This window comes from Acinetobacter sp. 1424608, from assembly GCF_000588255.1.
Lineage (GTDB): Bacteria > Pseudomonadota > Gammaproteobacteria > Pseudomonadales > Moraxellaceae > Acinetobacter > Acinetobacter nosocomialis.
The window spans coordinates 1-19,160 of the sequence record NZ_JFXL01000017.1; the positions used below are offsets into that span (position 1 = coordinate 1).

Here is a 19,160-nt window from a genome sequence, read left to right on the forward strand (position 1 = left end):
GTCAATAAGACCAAAGCAAGTATCCATAACAGTTGTGCTGGCGACCATAGCAAGAGTGAACCACCTGATCCCTTCCCGAACTCAGAAGTGAAACCTCTTAGCGCTGATGGTAGTGTGGGGTTACCCATGTGAGAGTAAGTCATCGCCAGCTCATTATTCCAAACACCCCAATCTCAAAAGAGGTCGGGGTGTTTTTTATTGCGCGGTATAAAGTGAAAATTTAATTCATAGAAAACACATAACTAAAAATCAGATTTATACAGTTACTCTATTTTAGAGATATAGGGTCTTAGTTCAATGTAATAAAAAAACATTTCATAATATTCCAATCTTTGCTTAATCTATAAATAGTTAAATTTGAGTTTTCATCTATGCAGTTCAAAATTATCGCAGCCCAAGATCTAGATAAAAATCAATGCAATCAAATTGCTGAATTGTGTTTTGCTGCTTTTGATGAAGATCCTTGGAGCCAATATGCTTTCATGCAAAAAGCATTTCATGTCGTGGGTATATTAGATGATCAAATTGTTTCACATGCCTTATGGACGGATAGAGTTTTTACTATAAATGGTAGCTCCGATGTAAAAACTGCTTATGTAGAGTATGTGACCACTGATTACACGATGAGAGGTAAAGGGCTTGCCTCACAATTATTAAAATATTTAGTTGAAGTATTAACTGATTTGGAATATGAACTTGCTGCATTACAACCAGAAGATGAAGCGTTTTATAAAAAATTAGGTTGGACTACTTGGTGGGGTGATTTGTACATCAAACAAGATACATCTACTTATCTAACCGATGACTATGAAATTATGCTATATCCTTTGAGTATCCATATGAAAGATCTACTCTCACACAGTTCAGAGGACGATAGTATTTGCGCAGAATGGCGAGAGGGTGAAGTTTGGTAGTTCTAATGATCTAATAAATTCATTTTTTTATTCTGTCTAAAATAGATGTAGCTGTCATTTTTTCATATTACTTAACTTTTTCTACTTTCCTGTTTATTGGACAAGCCTATAATGATTCAGAATCATTCCAAATCTAATAAGGATATAACATGTCTACCGATCAGCAATTTCCAACTCCCAACAATTTAGGTATCGCGGTATATTCAAATAATGCCGAAGCCATTGGTAATACACCTTTAGTACGTATTAACCGATTGATTAAAACAGGTGCAACCATATTAGCAAAAGTGGAAAGCCGTAACCCTGCATTTTCTGTGAAATGCCGCATCGGAGCGGCACTTATTGCAGATGCGGAAAAGCGTGGTGTATTAAAAGAAGGTATGCATATTGTTGAGCCAACTAGTGGTAATACTGGTATTGCATTGGCATTTGTAGCTGCGGCAAAAGGTTATCCAATTACTCTAACTATGCCTGCCAGTATGAGCCTTGAGCGTAGAAAAGTATTAAAAGCTTTAGGTGCTAATTTGGTATTAACTGAACCCGCAAAAGGAATGAAAGGTGCAGTTGATGAGGCTGTACGATTAGCAACTGAACAGCCAGATCTTTATTTCTTGCCACAACAATTTGAAAACCCAGCAAATCCACAAATTCATGTAGACACAACTGGTCCTGAAATTTGGCAAGCTACAGGTGGGCAAGTCGATATTTTAGTTGCGGGCGTCGGTACTGGCGGCACGATTACAGGTATTTCTCGTTATTTTGAACAGGTTCAAAATAAACCTTTGTATTCAGTAGCAGTTGAACCTGCTGAGTCTCCAATTATTACTCAAACCAAAAATGGTGAAAACATTACACCTGCACCGCATAAAATCCAGGGAATTGGTGCGAACTTTATTCCAAAGAATCTTGATTTGAACCTTGTAGATGAAGTCTTACCCGTGACTAGCGAAGAAGCAATTCAATGGGCGAGAAACTGTGCAACTCAAGAAGGTATTTTAGTGGGTATTTCAAGTGGAGCTGCATTAGCAGCCGCTGCAAAAATTGCAGAACGTCCTGAAAATGCTGGTAAAACCATTGTTGTTATTCTGCCAGACAGTGGGGAGCGTTATTTGTCTTCTGTTTTATTTGAAGGTTTATTTGACGAATAAAATTAACCGCATAAAAAAGCCCATCCATTGATGGGCTTTTGTTTAAGTTTTTTATAGAGCACTTTTTAAGTTTTTTTGATGGTGCTTAATAGATCGAGCATATTTTTTCGCTTTGTGGCGGGTCCAGAAGCTTCGCTCATATCCTGTTGGCCCAACATTATAATAGGCCGTGGCTTTGAACCAGCTATCTGCTGTTTGATAGTAATGATTTAAAATATAAGCACCACATTGGATATTTGTAGATTCATCATATAAATTACCAGCACAAGTTTGTTGCCAATAGCTTGGAATAATTTGAGTTAAACCAACAGCCCCAGTCGGAGAGCGGGCATTACTATTATAGTTCGACTCTTGTCTGATAACTGCCGCGAGTAAAAGTGGAGGAACATTATATTTGTCAGCACTTTGAATAATCATAGGAGATAATCTATTCGCTGTACTCGGTGGAACGGAATAAGCTTTTTGTAAACCAGATGATAGCTTATTTGAACGCCAAGTAAATGAGCCACTATTAGGGCCTAAGCTTGTACATCCTGTCATTATGATCATCAAGAAAATTATGAAAAATTTCAGACCAAGGATGTGTAATTGTGATGGTTCAAAACGATTTTGGGTTAAAGATGGGGTAAGCAAAATACAAAACCAATAATGAAGTTTCAAATAAAGTGATGGTATTTAGCCGTACTTATAGGATCAATATTAGTTCTGTTGCTCAGCACATCTAAAAAGTAAGAATTTTGTATAATTGAAATGAAAAAACCCCGACATCCTGTCGAGGTTCCTTCGTATTCAGCTTTATGTAGCTAACTCCTGTCAACTACCGCTTCCTGCGTTCTTATTCTTCTTCAATGAGACATCCTGTCTCTCTATGATTCATATATTATGAAATAATACTAAAGCTGAATATCCGCAAATCACCGCAAGTTTTGTAAGTTTTAACTTACAGACGTACTTTTTTAACATTCTTAAATACAAGGTCAACGAGTTTCTGGGCTACAGGAGCACAAATCAATACACTTGGGAAAGCCAATATCCATGCAATAATCCAAGCTGATATCCACAATGAAACGAAGTAATGATTTAGTCCTACTACTTTAAAAGTTGAAATACCTGAAACGATAAAAGACATCATTCCCGATAAAATTAAGAGGAATAAAAGTTTCTGTGCTTTCATGGTTTTATATTCCTTGATAAGCACTTAAGGTCAATGCAAAATTTTCTCCAAACTGTTGAGCAGTTTTAATATCTCCTTCATCAAACCTATCGGCATTACTGCCATGTTCAGCCTGAGCCATTAAGCCTGACCATGAACCAAGACGATTGGCTGCTTGAATATAAGGAATACCGTGGTGTTGCTCGGGCAGAATCGGGTTGCCGACCCAGAGCATGCCGTGTTGCATACAAAAGGTAAAAATCGAAATTAGTGTCGATTGTTTATCACCAGCGGGAAGAGAGGAAACGGTAAATCCAGCTGCTAATTTTCCTTTAAAATTCTGCTTTTTCCATAATGGCCCTGTTGCATCCATGAGTTGTTTTAATTTGGAAGATACGCCACCTAAATAAGTAGGAGATCCCCAAATTAAGCCATCATATTGATTAAGAATTTCTGGGCTCTCGATAAGATCTTCAGCATTAAGTAAATCTACTTCAATATCTTGATGGCTTAAAATACCAGTTTGAATTTGCTGAGCAATAAATTGGGTATGTCCTTGGCGACTATAGTAAATAATGGCAACAGTTTTCATGATTATTTTCCTCTTTATCTAAATTTGAAATATTTTTGCAGTGAGATATAAACCACAGCCAAAGACACTATGGTTCAGTAAGCTTTTTAAGCAGTTCAGAAAAGGGTGCGGGGTTTTTGATGAAGCAAAACCACTACCCATGGCCGGTTGCATAATAAAAAAGGGAATTAGAACAGTGACTACACCAAAGATTAGTGCTGAGTAAAACTGAGGATGAATGAGCCAATCTGAGCCGATAATGAGAAGAAAGCTCAATGCAAAAATAATCCCGACACTATAATGAGCAATCCAGCCCAATAAATATTCACCCTTAATTTGAGGGCTTTGAGCGATAGATTGATGGATGAGTTTTCCTTGAACTATCCAACCTACCCAGCGTCCGAGAAAGGAAAAATTTAAGGTCGGGATCTTAAATATTTTTAGTATTAACAGCCATATATCCATAATAACTGTTGCACCAATACCAAGACATAAAGCTTGAAAGAACAATGTAGAGGTATTCATTTTTACACCTTGCTTTTATACGTATGAAACGTGATAAATTTATTGTGCAAGTTCAAGTTCACTTGAAGTCAAGAGGATGTTATGGATATTGGTGAAGTTTCTAAGAAGGCAAAAGTCACAACAGCTACGCTACGTTTTTATGAAGAGAAGGGGTTAATTAAGTCGATTGGGCGGCAAGGTTTACGTCGGCAGTATGGTAAGCAGGTGCTTGATCAACTGGCACTTATTGCTTTAGGACGTGCTGCCGGATTTTCTTTAAATGAGATCGCTACTATGTTTGGACAAGATGGTCGGCCTGATCTTGACCGTCAAAAACTAAAAGATAAAGCTGAACAACTAGAGCAAATGGCAAAGCGATTACATTTTATTAGTCAAGGATTACAACATGCAGCTGTCTGTCCAGCCGAAAATCATATGGAATGCCCAACCTTTCAGAACTTTTTGAAAGCAGCAATTGCTGGAGAATATCAGCCAACAAAACTTTAATTTTTTTGATGAAGTTATTTAGTTTGTGACTGTATTGAATAGTTGGGTTTGTCATATATTCGCCATAAAGATTTCATCTTTTTGAAGCAAAAACTTCATATAAGCTTGATTAAATTTGCTTAATTTTTTACCAAATGTATAAAATCATGAGCAAAAAAACTTTAGTCGCATTATTATGCTGTGCCAGTTTAGGATTGACGGCATGTAATGATGATAACGATCAAGAACAAACTTCACCTGCAGAAAACGTTACCGAACCAACTTTAATTTCTTTTGCCAAATTGCCTGTAGAAACCTATGCTGCTGGCCCAGACTCTGGTGCATATGTAAAAGGTGCAAATGGAATTTATCCGCTATTTAAAGGCCAGCCTGTACAAGGTTTTTCGGCTGCATTAAAAAATGAAGATGGTAGCTATATGGCAATGGCCGATAATGGTTTTGGTACCCAAGATAATTCTTCTGACTTTTTGCTTCGTATTTATAAATTAAAACCTGATTTTAAAACTAAAGCCAAAGGTACAGGGCAAGTTACTGTACAAAGCTTTATTCAATTGCGTGATCCAAACAAGTTAATTCCTTTTAATATCGTAAATGGTAACACGCCTGAGCGTTTATTAACGGGTGCTGATTTTGATCCAGAGTCAATGCAACGGACTAGCGATGGTACTTACTGGATTGGGGATGAGTTTGGCCCTTATTTACTTCATTTTTCAGCGGATGGTGTGTTATTAGATGCCCCAATTCCTTTACCTAATCCATTAAATCCGGCTCAAGAATTACGTTCACCACAAAATCAGTTTAATAAAGCACAAATTAATTTTGTAGAGCCTTTGGTTCAGCAAAGTGGTGGTTTTGAAGGAATGGCAATTTCACCAGATGGACAGTATCTTTACCCGCTTATAGAAAAGCCAATTAAATCAATTCGGGAAACGGAAAGACAATTACTGATTTCTCAATTCGATATTAAGAAAAAAGCCTATACAGGAAAATATTATTGGTTCCAATTAGATAGCAAGGCAACCAACATTGGAGATTTCCAACTCTTTAATGATAAAGAAGGCATTATTATTGAGCGTGATGCAACTCAGAATAATTTAGGCGGATATAAAAAATTAATTCGTATTAAATTGAATGAGTCAGGCCAGCTAGTAAGCCGTGAAGATTTAGTCGATTTAATTAAAATTGCTAACCCGAATATGTTGTATGGCACAGCAAGAGCAGGGGATATTGGTACGGGACAAGTTTTTGCTTTCCCGTTTGAAACCATTGAAGATGTGATTATTGAAAATGGCACAACGCTTACAGTACTAAATGACAATAACTTCCCAGGGTCGACTGGGCGTAACGCAAAACTGGCTGATGATAATGAGATTATTCAAATTCGTTTGCCAAAAGCTTTGTTCTAATGCCTATAAATAAATTGTGTTAAGACTACGGCGGATTTTATTCCGCCGTATTTATTCCGAGAATAAAATATTGGATAAACTTTAATCAAATTAATTTCTATATTATTGTTTTCGTATGTTTTATAAACAAGGAAAATGAATGAAATTCATGTTAAAATGATCGGCTTTCATCTTTAGATGTCTCTCCTTCATCTGCTAGCCGAGATTCGCAAGCCATGTCTACCGCTTATACCATGCAAACTGCGCCAAAAGCGTTGTTTGATTACGACAAATATTGGGCGTCGTGTTTTGAACCAGCGCCATTTTTGCCGATGTCACGAGAAGAAATGGACCAACTCGGCTGGGATGCGTGTGACTTTATTTTAGTCTGTGGTGATGCTTATATTGACCACCCATCATTTGTATCGGGTGTGATTGGGCGTGTACTTGAAGCACAAGGTTTCCGTGTCGGAATTATTGCGCAACCCGACTGGACCAACGTTGAAAGCTTCCGTGTTTTAGGTAAGCCAACGATTGCTTGGGGTGTAACCGCAGGTAATATGGATTCGATGATTAACCGTTATACGGCAGATCGTAAAATCCGTTCGGATGATGCTTATTCCCCAAATAATGAACCGAACAAACGTCCTGACCGTGCTGCAACAGTATATTGCCAACGTTGTCGTGAAGCATTCCCAGATGTACCAGTATTATTAGGTGGTATTGAGGGTAGTTTACGTCGTATTGCGCACTATGATTATTGGTCAGACAAAGTCCGTCGTTCAATTTTAATGGACTCAAAAGCCGATATGCTTATGTATGGTAATGGTGAACGTGCCATTATTGATGTGATGCACCGTTTGGCTAAAGGTGAAAAAATCCACGAGATTACAGATGTTCGTGGGACAGCATTTATTATTAATAAAAATAACAGAGCATCTAAAGCAAAATTTGTTGAAATTGCCAGTAATGACGTAGATACGATTGGGCGTGTTGATCCAATTATTAACCCTTATGTCATGACTGAAGATATTGATGGCTGTGAGGTTGAGAAAGAAAAAGGTAACTCTTTAGCTCAATATCAAAATTTCCAAAAAGAGATTGTTGCAAATCCGATTGTACGTGAAGGCGATAAACTAGATGACGACACTCAAATTGTTCAACTAAAGCCTGCGCAATCAAAAGCAATTAAACACAAATTACCACCACGAGAGTTAGCGGTCATTCGTTTACCTTCTTTTGAAGAAGTGGCAAATGATCAAGTGCTTTATGCGCATGCAAACCGTATTTTGCACCTTGAAACTAATCCCGGTAATGCCCGTGCATTGGTGCAACGCCATGGTGAACGTGATGTATGGATTAACCCACCTCCAATTCCTCTAACGACTGAGGAAATGGATTATGTATTTGATTTACCTTATGCACGGTTGCCACATCCTACTTATGGTGATGCTCGTTTTCCTGCATTTGATATGATCAAATTCTCGGTCAACATTATGCGTGGCTGTTTTGGTGGTTGTACGTTCTGTTCAATTACAGAACATGAAGGTCGTATTATCCAAAACCGTTCGGAAGATTCAATCTTACGTGAGATTGAAAAAATCCGTGATACGGCACCAAATTTCACCGGCATTATTTCAGACTTAGGTGGTCCAACAGCAAACATGTACCGTTTGCACTGTAAAGACCCAGAAATTGAGAAGAACTGTCGTAAACCTTCTTGTGTTTATCCGGGCGTTTGTCAAAACTTGCATACCGATCATGCACCATTAGTGCAGCTTTACCGTAAAGCGCGCGCAATTAAAGGTGTGAAGAAGATTCTGATTGGTTCAGGTTTACGTTATGACCTTGCAGTATTGAACCCTGAATATGTCAAAGAGCTGGTGCAACACCACGTGGGTGGTTATTTAAAAATTGCTCCTGAACATACTGAGCAAGGCCCGCTATCTAAGATGATGAAACCGGGTATTGGTACGTATGATCGTTTTAAGCAAATGTTTGACCGTTTCAGTAAAGAAGCAGGAAAAGAGCAATATCTAATTCCTTACTTTATTGCTGCGCATCCGGGTACTTCAGACTATGACATGATGCACCTTGCTATTTGGTTGAAAAAGAATGGTTTCCGTGCCGATCAGGTACAGACTTTCTATCCTTCACCAATGGCAACTGCAACAACGATGTATTATTCGGGTAAAAACCCGCTTGCTAAAGTCGCTCGCTATACTGAAAAAGTTGATATTGTAAAAGGTGAAAAACGTCGTCGTTTGCATAAAGCATTCTTACGTTACCATGATCCAAATAACTGGCCATTACTTCGTGAAGCCTTAAAAGAAATGGGCCGTGCCGATTTAATTGGTAATTCAAAGCAGCATTTAATTCCGACTTATCAGCCAAAAGGTACTGAAGGGGAATATAAATCTGCCCGTAAGAAAAATTCGTCTACAGCAGGTGACTCAGTTAAACGAAATAACCAGCAAACGAATAATCATTCAAATCACAAGCGTCCACAAAAAGGTCAGGTACTTACCCAACATACGGGTTTACCTCCTCGTGAAACAGGTGAGAAGAGACCATTTGGTGGCAAAAGTAAACCAAAATCCAAAGCTCGTGGATAATGATAAAAAAGGCTCTTAAACAGAGCCTTTTTTATTTTTGAAGAGGGGATTTAAATCGTATAGTGAGATTTTTGAGAATTTTTAACCTAAAAAATGTAATGAAAAATGATAAATTCTAAAAATCTGACGAACTGCACTTGATTGTTGCTGACTCTATGATTATAAATAATGTGAGGGTGGCTAAATTTAAGCCAAGCTTGATAACTACAAGTGAAATTACTAAGTGAACCTTTTAAAAAAACGGCTATGTCGTTATCAATTAAAACAAAGCGTGATCTAGCAAAATCATTATAAAAAACTTAAAGGATTGGACCCATGTACTATTTAATTACGATCTTATTACTCTTTTTGACTGTCGTGATGGCAGTGAAAAGTCTCTCAAGAAAGCATCAACAAGACAGTGCTTTAAAGCGCCGCGCCGTGTTAAGTAGTCATGAACAAATGACACTAACCCGCTTACAAACAGTACTGCCTAAATTTACTGTATTAGCTCATGTTTCATTTGATGCCTTATTAACGACTAAATATGCTCATACTCGCCGCAAATATCAAAATATGACGGCTGACTTTGTTGTACTTGATCAAAATTATCAGGTTTTTGTGGTGGTTATGCTTGAGGAAAATGGGCTACGTCGAGCACATCAGCAATATGAGCGCCGTTTATTACAACTTGCAGGGTATCGTGTACTTCGTTATAGCAGTGTGCCTGATTATCATGACTTAAGAAGAGATTTATTAACTCCTGAATCTGAGATGGCAACTTTACCTGCCACACCTCAGTTAGAGAGAATTTCAAATGCTTTCGTGAAGTCTTAAAAGTTATAACTAGATGTTATAGCAATTTAATTTTAGGGCTCATTAAAGAAGATTTGAATAAAATGCTGAAATTAAAATTTCTAAAAACATAAAAAACTGAGCACTATCTTAATCAATATTGCTCAGTTTTTTTATTAATTAAAATCAATGAGAATTAAGGAAGTACTGCAACGACAGTCATTTCTACCAGTACATCAGGTGCATAAAGTTTAGACTCCACACAAGTACGAGCAGGCGGATGCTCTTTGCTAATCCATGCATCCCATACAGCATTCATAGCTGCATAATCCGTTTCAATATCTTTTAGAAAAATCATGACAGAAAGAATATGACTCTTGTCCGTACCAGCTTCAGCAAGTAAGCGATCAATATTGTCTAAAGTTTGTTGCGTCTGCGCTGTAATGTCCACGCTGGTATCATCAGCGAGCTGTCCTGCTAAATGAACCAAATTACCCGAAATTGCTACTTCACAATATCTTGAAGTCACGTGTAATCGTTTTACCGTCATAAATATGCTCTAAAGTTTCTTTAGTGAATAGTTCGATTTTATGAAGAGTTAGTAGGCAGGTGCAAGCAAGTGCAAAAGAATTTGGGTAGATTATTGTTGTGATTTATAAGAATGGGCAAGCTCCATGTACTTTAAGTGCCCTGTAATATTCGGATTTGGTCGTCGCGCCAATCACAGGACGATATGCCAAAAATAAAGGTTGTTTTTGACATGTTGCAAATACATGGGTAATGAATATGCGCTGATTAGATTACTTCAAACTTTGAGCAAAAGGGAATAGATTTTGTTTAAAAGTTGTTCTTTTGTATAAAAAAACAACACTTACCATAATGACAATTGAAAGTCGTCAGCTTTGGTCTGTAATTGATAAACTCCAATACCAATCAGCCGAAATTGGAAGTTTTCGGGAATATGCATCTCATTTAAAAGTAAGAATAAAACTTGAATCAGGTCTTGTTGAGAATGAATTGGGTTCTTAAAACTTTTACTGTGTTGCAAAGTCTGGAAATTCTTAAGTTTGAGCTTAATATTTACACCACGAGCATTAAGTTGCTTTTTCTCTAAACTTTGCCAGACTTTTTCGGCTAGGCCATGCCAGTAGGGTTGGCACTGGGCTAAAGTAAAGTCACTATCAAATGTGGTTTCTTTTGAAATTTGCTGACGAGCACGTTCAGCTTGAACAGGGCGGTTGTCGATGCCTTGGGCATATAAATAAAGCTGTTGCCCATATTTACCAAAGTGGTGAACCAAAACAGCTTCTTCAATTTTTTGTAAGTCACCCAGCGTATGTAACTCAAGCTGTTGGAGTTTTTCTTGGGTAACTTTACCGACCCCCGGAATTTTTTTTAAGGGCAAGTCTTGAATGAAACTGGCCACCTGAGAGGGTTTTATAACAAACAGGCCATTCGGTTTATTCCAGTCAGATGCGACTTTTGCCAAGAATTTATTGGGTGCTACACCAGCCGAAGCTGTTAGTCCTGTTAGCCTGAAAATATCTTCCCGAATATGCATGGCCACTTCGGTCGCACTCGCGATTTGTTTTAAATTTTCAGTGACATCAAGGTATGCTTCATCTAAAGATAAAGGTTCAATAAGAGTAGTGTATTGTTGAAAAATGCTATGAATTTGAGCCGAGATAGCACGATATTTTTCAAAATTAGGTTCAATAATAACAACGTGAGGACATAGTTTTCTTGCTTGGCTCATAGACATAGCAGAGCGTAAACCGAACTCACGAGCAGGGTAAGAAGCTGCCGCAATAACAGCGCGGGGATGATGTGAAGATATAACGACGGGCAGATGCTTTAGATCAGGACGTTCTCGCAATTCGACCGATGCATAAAAGGCATCCATATCGATATGAATGATTTTGCGCATATTATTGTGCTTTCACGATGCCTTGCTGCTGTAAAAATTGGTGCCATTCTTTGACTGAACCCTCATAAACATTTAAGTCTACTGGCTTGGTCATGCCTTCAATTTTACCTTGATTACTATGTTGCCAAAAGAGCCATTTTCTTTTGTCTTTAAGCTCAGGTTTTCCTTCGTAATCTCTGACCCACAGAGGTGTATTAGGGAAACTACCTATTAATACAATGTGGTAAAAAGTTTTGGAAATATAAAAGATAGGCTGTTTACCATAATGCTGTTTTAAGCGGTCATGCATGATGCCTATTTCTTTAAGTAGTTGTTCTTTGGTGTGCGCATTAATACAGTTGCCATCATATTCCAAATCAATAACAGGGGGAAGAGCATCGGTCTTGTTGGGCACAGTGGCAATAAAATTTTCAGCTTGTGTTTTACCATCACGGCATAAACGATAAAAATGATAAGCCCCCACATGAAATCCATGTTCGCGTGCTTTTAGCCAGTTTTCTTGAAATTTTGGGTCTTTATAATCACCGCCTTCAGTTGCTTTTAAATAAACAAATTGGAATTTTTTTTGGGATATTTTTTTCCAGTTGATATCTTCTTGATGATGAGAAATATCAAAGCCTTGAACAGGGTAATCTTGAGCGATTGCTTTTTGTTGGTAGAACAGACCAAAGTAAGTCAGAACCCCCATAACACAAGCTAAAACAATCCCAATTAGGGTATTGTAGCGTGGTGCAGAAAAGGTTTTTGCCAGCTTGGTCATGCAAAACTCAGTATTGATATGAAGCCCACATCATAGCGTGATTTAAGAAATATAAACCATGCTAAAAATGCAACTGCTTACACAGGTGTATTTTTTGGAATTTGCCAAAAGATAAGCGCAGTAATGACATTAATACAACCTAAACAAATAAGGGTGAAATGGAACGCTGTTGTTACATGGGCTGTACCATAGTAATTGGTAAATACATTGATGAGTGTACCTGCTAGCGCAACACCAATACTCATTGAAAGCATCATAATCATTGATAAGAAACTATTCCCACTACTCGCATCTTGCTGAGGCAAATCTTTTAAGGTGAGCGTATTCATTCCTACGAATTGTAATGAGTTTAATGTACCAAATAAGAAGAAGTGTAAAGCTCTAAACCAAGTTGGGGTGTCGACAGTCATAATTGCAAAAGACGCAATACATAGTCCCACTAAAGTTGTGTTAATTAACAGAAAACGACGATAACCCAGTTTCTGAATGATCGGTCTAACAATCGGCTTGGAGAAAAGCGAGCCTAACACTAGCGGAATCATCATTAATCCCGCAATGAATGGCTCAAAACCAAAAGCGACCTGTAGCATGAGTGGTAAAACAAAAGGTAGGGCATTACCACCAAAGCGGGCGAAGAAATTACCTAAAATACCAATCGCATAAATTTTATTTCTAAAGAGACGGCTACGGAATAATGCATTTTGATGTGTATGTGAATGATAGGCATACCAAAGCGTTGCGATTACTCCCACCACTAACAGTGAAATACTGAACCATTTGGAGTATTCAGGCGAGGCAATATGTTCAATACCTAAAGACCAGCCAATCATTGCAACGACTAAGAGCACAAAACCAATAAGATCAAAGGATTTTACTGTAGGTTCTTTTACATTTGGCATGACTTTTAATGTCATTAATATACCGAGTATACCCATTGGAATATTAATAAGAAAAATCCAGTGCCATGTTGCAACTTCAACGAGCCAGCCTCCGAGTGTGGGACCTGCCAAAGGACCAAGTAAACCTGCCAGACTCATAAGACTCATGGCAGCTAAAAACTGAGTTCGGGGAATAATTTTTAAAAGTGATAAACGACCAACGGGGAGTAATAATGCCCCCCCAACGCCCTGAATAACACGGAAAAATAAAAGTTCATTAAGGCTTTGAGAAAGACCACAACCTAAAGATGCAAGCGTAAAAATAACAATTGCTGATAAAAACGTATTTCTAACACCAAAGCGGTCGGCCAACCATCCACTTAAAGGAATACAGGCCGCCACAGATAAAACATAAGCTACCACCACGCTATGCATACGTAATGGATCTTCATTTAAATGATGTGCCATTGCAGGAATAGCTGTATTTACAATTGTTGTATCTAATGCCTGCATAAAAAAGCCAATGGAAACCAAAAGAACCAATAGGCGATATTCAGGTTGCAAAGCTTGATGAGTCGGCGTGGCATTCATAACATTTGAAAATTAACGTTTTCGCTTAGTGTAAAACAAATTGAAAGTAAAAAGAGTAAGGCAATGTTGAGTACCCCTTTACTAAATCTAATTGCTTTTGAAGACAACTGTGAAAATAGTTAAAACAAAAAAAGCGGAAGAACCGCTTTTTTATTGAGATAGGAGAGTTTACACAACAAATCTTTTTGGCATTTTTAAATTTTTAATGACGTTATAAATTTGATCGATTTCTTCACATACAATTAATTTAGCTCGATGCTGGAGAGGGAGGAAGCCTTCTTGGACTGCATGGTCTAATTGAGCAATTAATGCATTATAAAAACCATTTACGTTATATAAAATCATAGGTTTTTGATGCTGATTGAGTTGACCCCACGTCGCAATTTCCAAAATTTCTTCGAATGTTCCCAAACCACCAGGTAGTGCGATAAAAGCACTCGCACGCTCTGCCATCATGGCTTTACGTTCATGCATGGTTTCGACCACATGCAGTTCGGTCAATCCTGCATGAGCCACTTCATAATCAAGCATAAATTCAGGAATGACACCTACAGCTTCTCCACCATGGGCAAGTACGCTTTCTGCAACTTGTCCCATTAGACCAATGCTGGCACCGCCGTAGACCAAACCAAAACCTTGTTCAGCAATTCCGCTGGCTAATTCAATTGCCTTTTCGCGATAAATCGGGTTATTTCCTGCTCGTGAGCCACAATATAATGCAATAAGAGGTTGTGTTGTTTTTACAGATGTTATTGGTGAATCATTTACTGCCATTGTTAATACGCTATTCATTGCTTTATTTTCACCTTATCACGTTCATATTTCTTGTCTACACTAAGCAAAAAATATGACAACTTTATAAGCAGTTTTATAGGAAAGATTCATGTTTTGTATGGGTTTGGTGAATACATATAATGATCAAATAAAAATGATGAATTTATGTTAAATCTTGCCTATACTGAAAATTCGTTTAACAACATATGAACAAATATGGGTAGTGGTTGTAGTCGCTCCGTTTTAATTTCTTGTCCTAAAAAAACATTATTCCCCCTTTGTCTAGGCACGCCTGTTGTGTTGCCCAATAAAGATAAAATCCACCCAGCACAGGAGCAGGATCAATGATCTTTGAATGGATGTCTGATCCGTCTGCTTGGGTAGGCTTAGCTACATTAATTGTTCTTGAAATCGTACTAGGGATCGATAACCTCGTCTTTATTGCTATTTTGGCTGAAAAGTTACCGCCAGAACAACGTACTAAGGCACGTATAGTGGGTTTAATACTCGCTTTGGGAATGCGTCTTATTCTGTTAGCTTCAATTGCTTGGGTTGTGACACTCACCCAACCACTTTTCCATATTTTTGACCATCCATTCTCTGGCCGTGATTTGATCTTGTTATTCGGTGGTGTGTTCTTGTTATTTAAAGGCACCATGGAATTGCATGAGCGCATGGAAGGTAAACAGCTTCATAAAGAAGATAATCCAGTTCATGCTGCGTTCTGGATGGTGATTGTCCAGATTGTAGTGCTTGATGCCGTATTCTCACTAGACAGCGTAATTACTGCTGTAGGTATGGTCAAAGAGCTTTCAATCATGATGGTTGCTGTTGTGATTGCTGTGGGTATTATGCTGTGGGCTTCAAGACCACTCATGGACTTTGTAAATAAGCACCCAACAGTCGTTATTCTGTGTCTTGGCTTCTTAATGATGATTGGTTTCTCGTTGGTGGTGGAAGGTTTTGGTTTCCATATTCCGAAGGGTTACTTATATGCTGCGATTGGTTTCTCGATTTTAGTTGAAATGATCAACCAAACCATGCGTCGCAATCAAGAAAAGCTAGTGACGACTACAGATTTACGTTATCGCACAGCTTCTGCGGTTTTACGTATGTTAGGCAGTAAAAATAGCGGTTCTACTTCAGATGCCCAAACGGCTGATAAAGAAGATGTATTGGCTACTCAAGCTTTTGCCGATGAAGTCTTTGATGAAGAAAATGGTGCTTACCATAGTGTGCTTGTACAAGGCGTACTTGGGTTATCTGAACGCCCAGTAAAGTCGGTGATGACTCCACGACCTGAGCTTGAATGGATTGACTTAGATGATGAACCAGAAGTTTTGAAAGAACGTTTAATGTCGATGACACATTCACGTTTAATTGTTGCTCGTGGTGAACTTGATAATATTGAAGGTATCGCGCTTACGCATAAAGTTCTAAATGGCTTCATTGAAACAGGCGTTGTTGATTTTCAAAAGTACTTACGTGAGCCAGTCATTGTGCATGAAAATGCTCAAGTGCTTATGGTGATGGAACAATTGCGTCAGGCTCCTTTGCAAATGGCGATTGTTCTAAATGAATATGGTTCAATTGAAGGTATTGCGACACCAATTGATATTTTAGAAGCAATTGCGGGTGAGTTCCCTGATGAAGATGAACTAGATGCAGCAGCTGAAAGTTTAGAAGATGGTTCGTTAATACTTGAAGGTTCAACCGATATTCGCCATGTATCGCTTTTACTCGGTCGTGATTTGGTAGATGAAAGTGAACAGTATTCTACTTTATCGGGTTATTTGTTATTCCATTTAGGTCGCTTACCTGAAAATGGTGAAACTGTTGAAGCGGATGGTTATCGCTTTGAAGTTGTCACCATGGAAGGCCACAAGATCGAGAAAGTTCATATTGTTTCTATCGAACAAGATGAAACGAAAGATTAAATTGCGTTTCAAATTTAGAAACATCATAAAATAGCTCAACTTTGAGCTATTTTTTATTTGAGAAGTATCGAATGACCCAACAATCTTGTCCATGTGGAAAAGGTAGCTATGCAGAATGTTGTGAGCCTTTACATTTAGGCACAGCAAAAGCACTTACCGCAGAGCAGCTTATGCGTTCACGCTATAGCGCTTTTGCATTGCAGCAAATCGATTATATTGTTCAAACGACGGCTTTAGATCAGCAAGCTGCTCTTGATAAAGAGGCGATTGCCGAATGGAGTAAACAAAATCAATGGCTCGGTTTAGAAGTCATACAGGCCAAAGAAAAATTAGACAAAACTCATGCACAGGTCGAGTTTAAGGCTCATTATCACGATGGAAAAAGTGCTCAAATCCATCATGAAGTTTCACATTTTGTATATCACCAGCAGCAATGGTTTTTCCTTGATCCAACGGTCGATATGCAGGTCACCATGAAACAACCGTGTATCTGTGGTTCAGGAAAAAAATTTAAGCAATGCTGTGCACAATTCCTATAACTTTATCTTAAAATACGCCCACCGTTTGGCCTGAAGGAAAGGGCAATGTTACTCACCGTTATTTATATTATTGCGATTACTGCCGAAGCCATGACTGGTGCATTGTCTGCTGGGAGACGGAGTATGGACTGGTTCGGTGTTGTACTGATTGCCTGTGTGACGGCCTTGGGTGGTGGTTCTGTACGTGATGTACTCCTTGGACACTATCCCTTAACGTGGGTAAAGCATCCTGAATATTTAGTTTTAACGTGTTGTGCTGCTTTTGTTACCATCATTATTGCCAAGTGGATGCGCCATTTACATAACATTTTCTTGGTACTTGATGCTTTAGGTTTGATTGGATTTACCATTATTGGTTGCCAGATTGCCTTACAAATGGGACATGGCTTTGTCGTGTCGGCTGTAGCAGGCGTTTTAACGGGAGTTTCGGGGGGTATTTTACGTGACATCTTATGTAACGATGTCCCGTTTGTTTTCCGCCGTGAGCTGTATGCAAGTATTTCTTTTGTTGCTGTTATTTGCTATTGGGTCTGTCTAGATTTAGGTTTAAGTCTAGAACTTACTGTTATTTCAACTTTGGTATTTGGTTTTACGCTTCGTTTAATTGCCATTTATTTTGGTTTGGAAATGCCTAAATTTATTTATAAAGATGATGATGCAGAGTCGGCTTCTTCAACCGACGAACATTAATCATGCAGAACTTCATGTGGGCATGATATAACAATTCTATATATGGTCTTGTCCACTTATTCTTTCCAGTAGAGTTGTTCCTATGGATCTGGTTTCACGTATACAAAATCTTCCAATTGGCAAATTTCACTACACGCTTTTATGGGTAGTGGGTTTAGGTTGGATGTTTGATGCGATGGATACCGGTATTATCGCTTTTATTATGACGACCCTTGTTAAAGACTGGTCATTAACACCAGTTGAAAGTGGCTGGATTGTCAGTATTGGCTTTGTGGGAATGGCCATAGGAGCAGTTTGTTCTGGTGCCTTGGCAGATCGTTTTGGCCGAAAAACTGTATTTGCGATGACTATGGCCATCTATAGTATTGCGACTGCCTTATGTGCTTTTGCTCCAGATCTGAAGTGGCTATTAATTTTTCGTTTTATTGTGGGACTAGGGCTAGGTGGACAGTTACCTGTAGCAGTTACATTGGTCAGTGAATATGTTCCTGCTCATGTTCGTGGACGGTTTATTGTTCTGCTTGAAAGCTTTTGGGGATTAGGCTGGCTGGTTGCTGCGCTCATTTCTTATTTTATTATTCCTAAATTTGGCTGGCATATTGCCTTTCTTGTGGGAGGTCTTCCACTTATTTATATTTTAGTGATTTGGAAAAAAGTCCCTGAGTCGATACCGTATCTAATTAACCGTGGTCGTATTGAAGAAGCGCATGCACTTGTACAAAAACTAGAAGCTAAAGCAGGTGTGCAAATTGTTCATCATATTGAAGTCGTGCCTGTGGCGATGCGACAAAAAGTTTCATTTAAACAGCTCTGGAGTGGCCAATTTGCTCGCAGAAGTCTAATGCTCTGGCTGATCTGGTTTGGAATTGTGTATTCCTATTACGGTATCTTCACGTGGTTACCGAGTTTATTGGTGAAACAAGGTTACGACATTGTCAAATCATTTGAATATGTATTGCTTATGATTTTGGCGCAGTTACCAGGCTACTTGGCAGCCGCTTGGTTTGTCGAACGTTTAGGTCGAAAAATCACACTTGCTGCATTTATCGGTTTTTGTGCTTTGTCGGCATATTTCTTTGGACAAGCCGACAGTGTAAATAGCATTATGTTTTGGGGCTGTCTCATGTCATTCTTTAATTTGGGGGCATGGGGAGTGTTATATACCTACACACCAGAACAATATCCAGCCAACATTCGGGCCTTTGGTTCGGGTTGGGCATCGGCAATGGGGCGTATTGGTGGCATTGTCGCGCCAATGGTCGTGACACATATGATGGTCGCCAAAAACGGGTTTAATCACGTTTTTATGATGTTTACTATTGTTTTACTTGCTGTGGCCTTAGTTATTTTGGTATTAGGTGAAGAGACTCAAGGTAAAAGGTTAGAGTCGATCGGGCTATAGTTTTTGCCTAACTTTATAGCAAGTAACTAAAAATATAGAGAGATAAGACACAATTTGACGCTCAGGTGACAGAGTCCCCCTTGTGTCTGTA

19 protein-coding genes and 1 rRNA gene are annotated in these 19,160 nt (G+C 38.6%); 11 read left to right on the forward strand and 9 right to left on the reverse strand.

From position 1 onward, the window contains the following. Positions 1–36: 36 nt before the first annotated feature. The 3 genes from rrf (at position 37) to cysK (ending at position 2,062) form a co-directional block, all read left to right on the forward strand. Positions 37–151 (forward strand): 5S ribosomal RNA (gene rrf, locus J678_RS18450). A gap of 220 nt (positions 152–371) precedes the next feature. After that, positions 372–914 carry a GNAT family N-acetyltransferase gene (locus tag J678_RS18455; RefSeq protein ID WP_031956143.1) on the forward strand — a complete coding sequence of 181 codons (543 nt, stop codon included), beginning with the start codon at positions 372–374 and terminating at the stop codon, positions 912–914. A 149-nt stretch (positions 915–1,063) separates the two neighbouring features. After that, complete coding sequence (cysK, locus tag J678_RS18460; RefSeq protein WP_031956147.1) at positions 1,064–2,062, forward strand: cysteine synthase A; 999 nt, start codon at positions 1,064–1,066, stop codon at positions 2,060–2,062. A 51-nt stretch (positions 2,063–2,113) separates the two neighbouring features. On the opposite strand, the gene J678_RS18465 is transcribed toward cysK, so the two are convergent. The 4 genes from J678_RS18465 to J678_RS18480 all read right to left on the reverse strand — a co-directional run bounded on the left by J678_RS18465 (position 2,114) and on the right by J678_RS18480 (position 4,311). Next, positions 2,114–2,722: a lytic transglycosylase domain-containing protein gene (locus tag J678_RS18465; protein WP_006581200.1), complete on the reverse strand. Its 609-nt coding sequence runs from the start codon at positions 2,720–2,722 to the stop codon at positions 2,114–2,116. A gap of 280 nt (positions 2,723–3,002) precedes the next feature. After that, the gene (locus J678_RS18470) at positions 3,003–3,236 is read right to left on the reverse strand and encodes a DUF2798 domain-containing protein (RefSeq protein WP_002048955.1); all 234 of its coding nucleotides are present in this window, start codon (positions 3,234–3,236) and stop codon (positions 3,003–3,005) included. Between the two features lie 4 nt (positions 3,237–3,240). Beyond that, positions 3,241–3,807, reverse strand: a complete 567-nt coding sequence (locus J678_RS18475) for a flavodoxin family protein (protein ID WP_002048904.1) — start codon at positions 3,805–3,807, stop codon at positions 3,241–3,243. Between the two features lie 18 nt (positions 3,808–3,825). Beyond that, the gene (locus J678_RS18480; RefSeq protein WP_002048933.1) at positions 3,826–4,311 is read right to left on the reverse strand and encodes a DUF2938 domain-containing protein; all 486 of its coding nucleotides are present in this window, start codon (positions 4,309–4,311) and stop codon (positions 3,826–3,828) included. A gap of 81 nt (positions 4,312–4,392) precedes the next feature. Between J678_RS18480 and J678_RS18485 the strand changes: the two genes are divergently transcribed. The 4 genes from J678_RS18485 to J678_RS18500 all read left to right on the forward strand — a co-directional run bounded on the left by J678_RS18485 (position 4,393) and on the right by J678_RS18500 (position 9,613). Beyond that, positions 4,393–4,797, forward strand: coding sequence for a helix-turn-helix domain-containing protein (locus tag J678_RS18485; protein WP_022575122.1), 405 nt, complete (start codon positions 4,393–4,395; stop codon positions 4,795–4,797). A 146-nt stretch (positions 4,798–4,943) separates the two neighbouring features. Next, a complete protein-coding gene (locus tag J678_RS18490) occupies positions 4,944–6,203 on the forward strand; it encodes an esterase-like activity of phytase family protein (protein ID WP_031956148.1) in 1,260 nt (419 codons plus the stop codon). Positions 6,204–6,418: 215 nt separating this feature from the next. Continuing rightward, positions 6,419–8,797, forward strand: coding sequence for a YgiQ family radical SAM protein (locus J678_RS18495; RefSeq protein ID WP_032027428.1), 2,379 nt, complete (start codon positions 6,419–6,421; stop codon positions 8,795–8,797). A gap of 315 nt (positions 8,798–9,112) precedes the next feature. Next, positions 9,113–9,613: a DUF2726 domain-containing protein gene (locus J678_RS18500; RefSeq protein ID WP_002048972.1), complete on the forward strand. Its 501-nt coding sequence runs from the start codon at positions 9,113–9,115 to the stop codon at positions 9,611–9,613. Between the two features lie 154 nt (positions 9,614–9,767). On the opposite strand, the gene J678_RS18505 is transcribed toward J678_RS18500, so the two are convergent. From J678_RS18505 to J678_RS18525, 5 genes are all read right to left on the reverse strand, one after another. Continuing rightward, entirely contained in the window at positions 9,768–10,121 is a 354-nt protein-coding gene (locus tag J678_RS18505; RefSeq protein WP_004711002.1) for a RidA family protein, read from the reverse strand. Between the two features lie 321 nt (positions 10,122–10,442). Then, entirely contained in the window at positions 10,443–11,498 is a 1,056-nt protein-coding gene (gene dinB, locus J678_RS18510) for a DNA polymerase IV (protein WP_004883696.1), read from the reverse strand. A gap of 1 nt (position 11,499) precedes the next feature. Next, positions 11,500–12,258 carry a GH25 family lysozyme gene (locus tag J678_RS18515; RefSeq protein ID WP_031956150.1) on the reverse strand — a complete coding sequence of 253 codons (759 nt, stop codon included), beginning with the start codon at positions 12,256–12,258 and terminating at the stop codon, positions 11,500–11,502. 77 nt (positions 12,259–12,335) lie between these two features. Beyond that, complete coding sequence (gene mdtD, locus J678_RS18520) at positions 12,336–13,727, reverse strand: multidrug transporter subunit MdtD (RefSeq protein ID WP_031956151.1); 1,392 nt, start codon at positions 13,725–13,727, stop codon at positions 12,336–12,338. A 168-nt stretch (positions 13,728–13,895) separates the two neighbouring features. Then, on the reverse strand, positions 13,896–14,519 hold the full coding sequence (locus tag J678_RS18525) for a TIGR00730 family Rossman fold protein (protein ID WP_001089658.1): 624 nt from the start codon (positions 14,517–14,519) through the stop codon (positions 13,896–13,898). A 326-nt stretch (positions 14,520–14,845) separates the two neighbouring features. Between J678_RS18525 and J678_RS18530 the strand changes: the two genes are divergently transcribed. The 4 genes from J678_RS18530 to J678_RS18545 all read left to right on the forward strand — a co-directional run bounded on the left by J678_RS18530 (position 14,846) and on the right by J678_RS18545 (position 19,069). Further along, positions 14,846–16,438 (forward strand): TerC family protein, encoded by a 1,593-nt coding sequence (locus J678_RS18530; protein WP_031956152.1) that lies wholly within the window; start codon positions 14,846–14,848, stop codon positions 16,436–16,438. 71 nt (positions 16,439–16,509) lie between these two features. Next, the gene (locus J678_RS18535) at positions 16,510–16,977 is read left to right on the forward strand and encodes a YchJ family protein (RefSeq protein WP_031956153.1); all 468 of its coding nucleotides are present in this window, start codon (positions 16,510–16,512) and stop codon (positions 16,975–16,977) included. Positions 16,978–17,022: 45 nt separating this feature from the next. Continuing rightward, positions 17,023–17,667 carry a trimeric intracellular cation channel family protein gene (locus J678_RS18540; protein ID WP_002048969.1) on the forward strand — a complete coding sequence of 215 codons (645 nt, stop codon included), beginning with the start codon at positions 17,023–17,025 and terminating at the stop codon, positions 17,665–17,667. A gap of 82 nt (positions 17,668–17,749) precedes the next feature. Continuing rightward, positions 17,750–19,069 carry an MFS transporter gene (locus tag J678_RS18545; RefSeq protein WP_031956155.1) on the forward strand — a complete coding sequence of 440 codons (1,320 nt, stop codon included), beginning with the start codon at positions 17,750–17,752 and terminating at the stop codon, positions 19,067–19,069. Positions 19,070–19,160 lie beyond the last annotated feature (91 nt).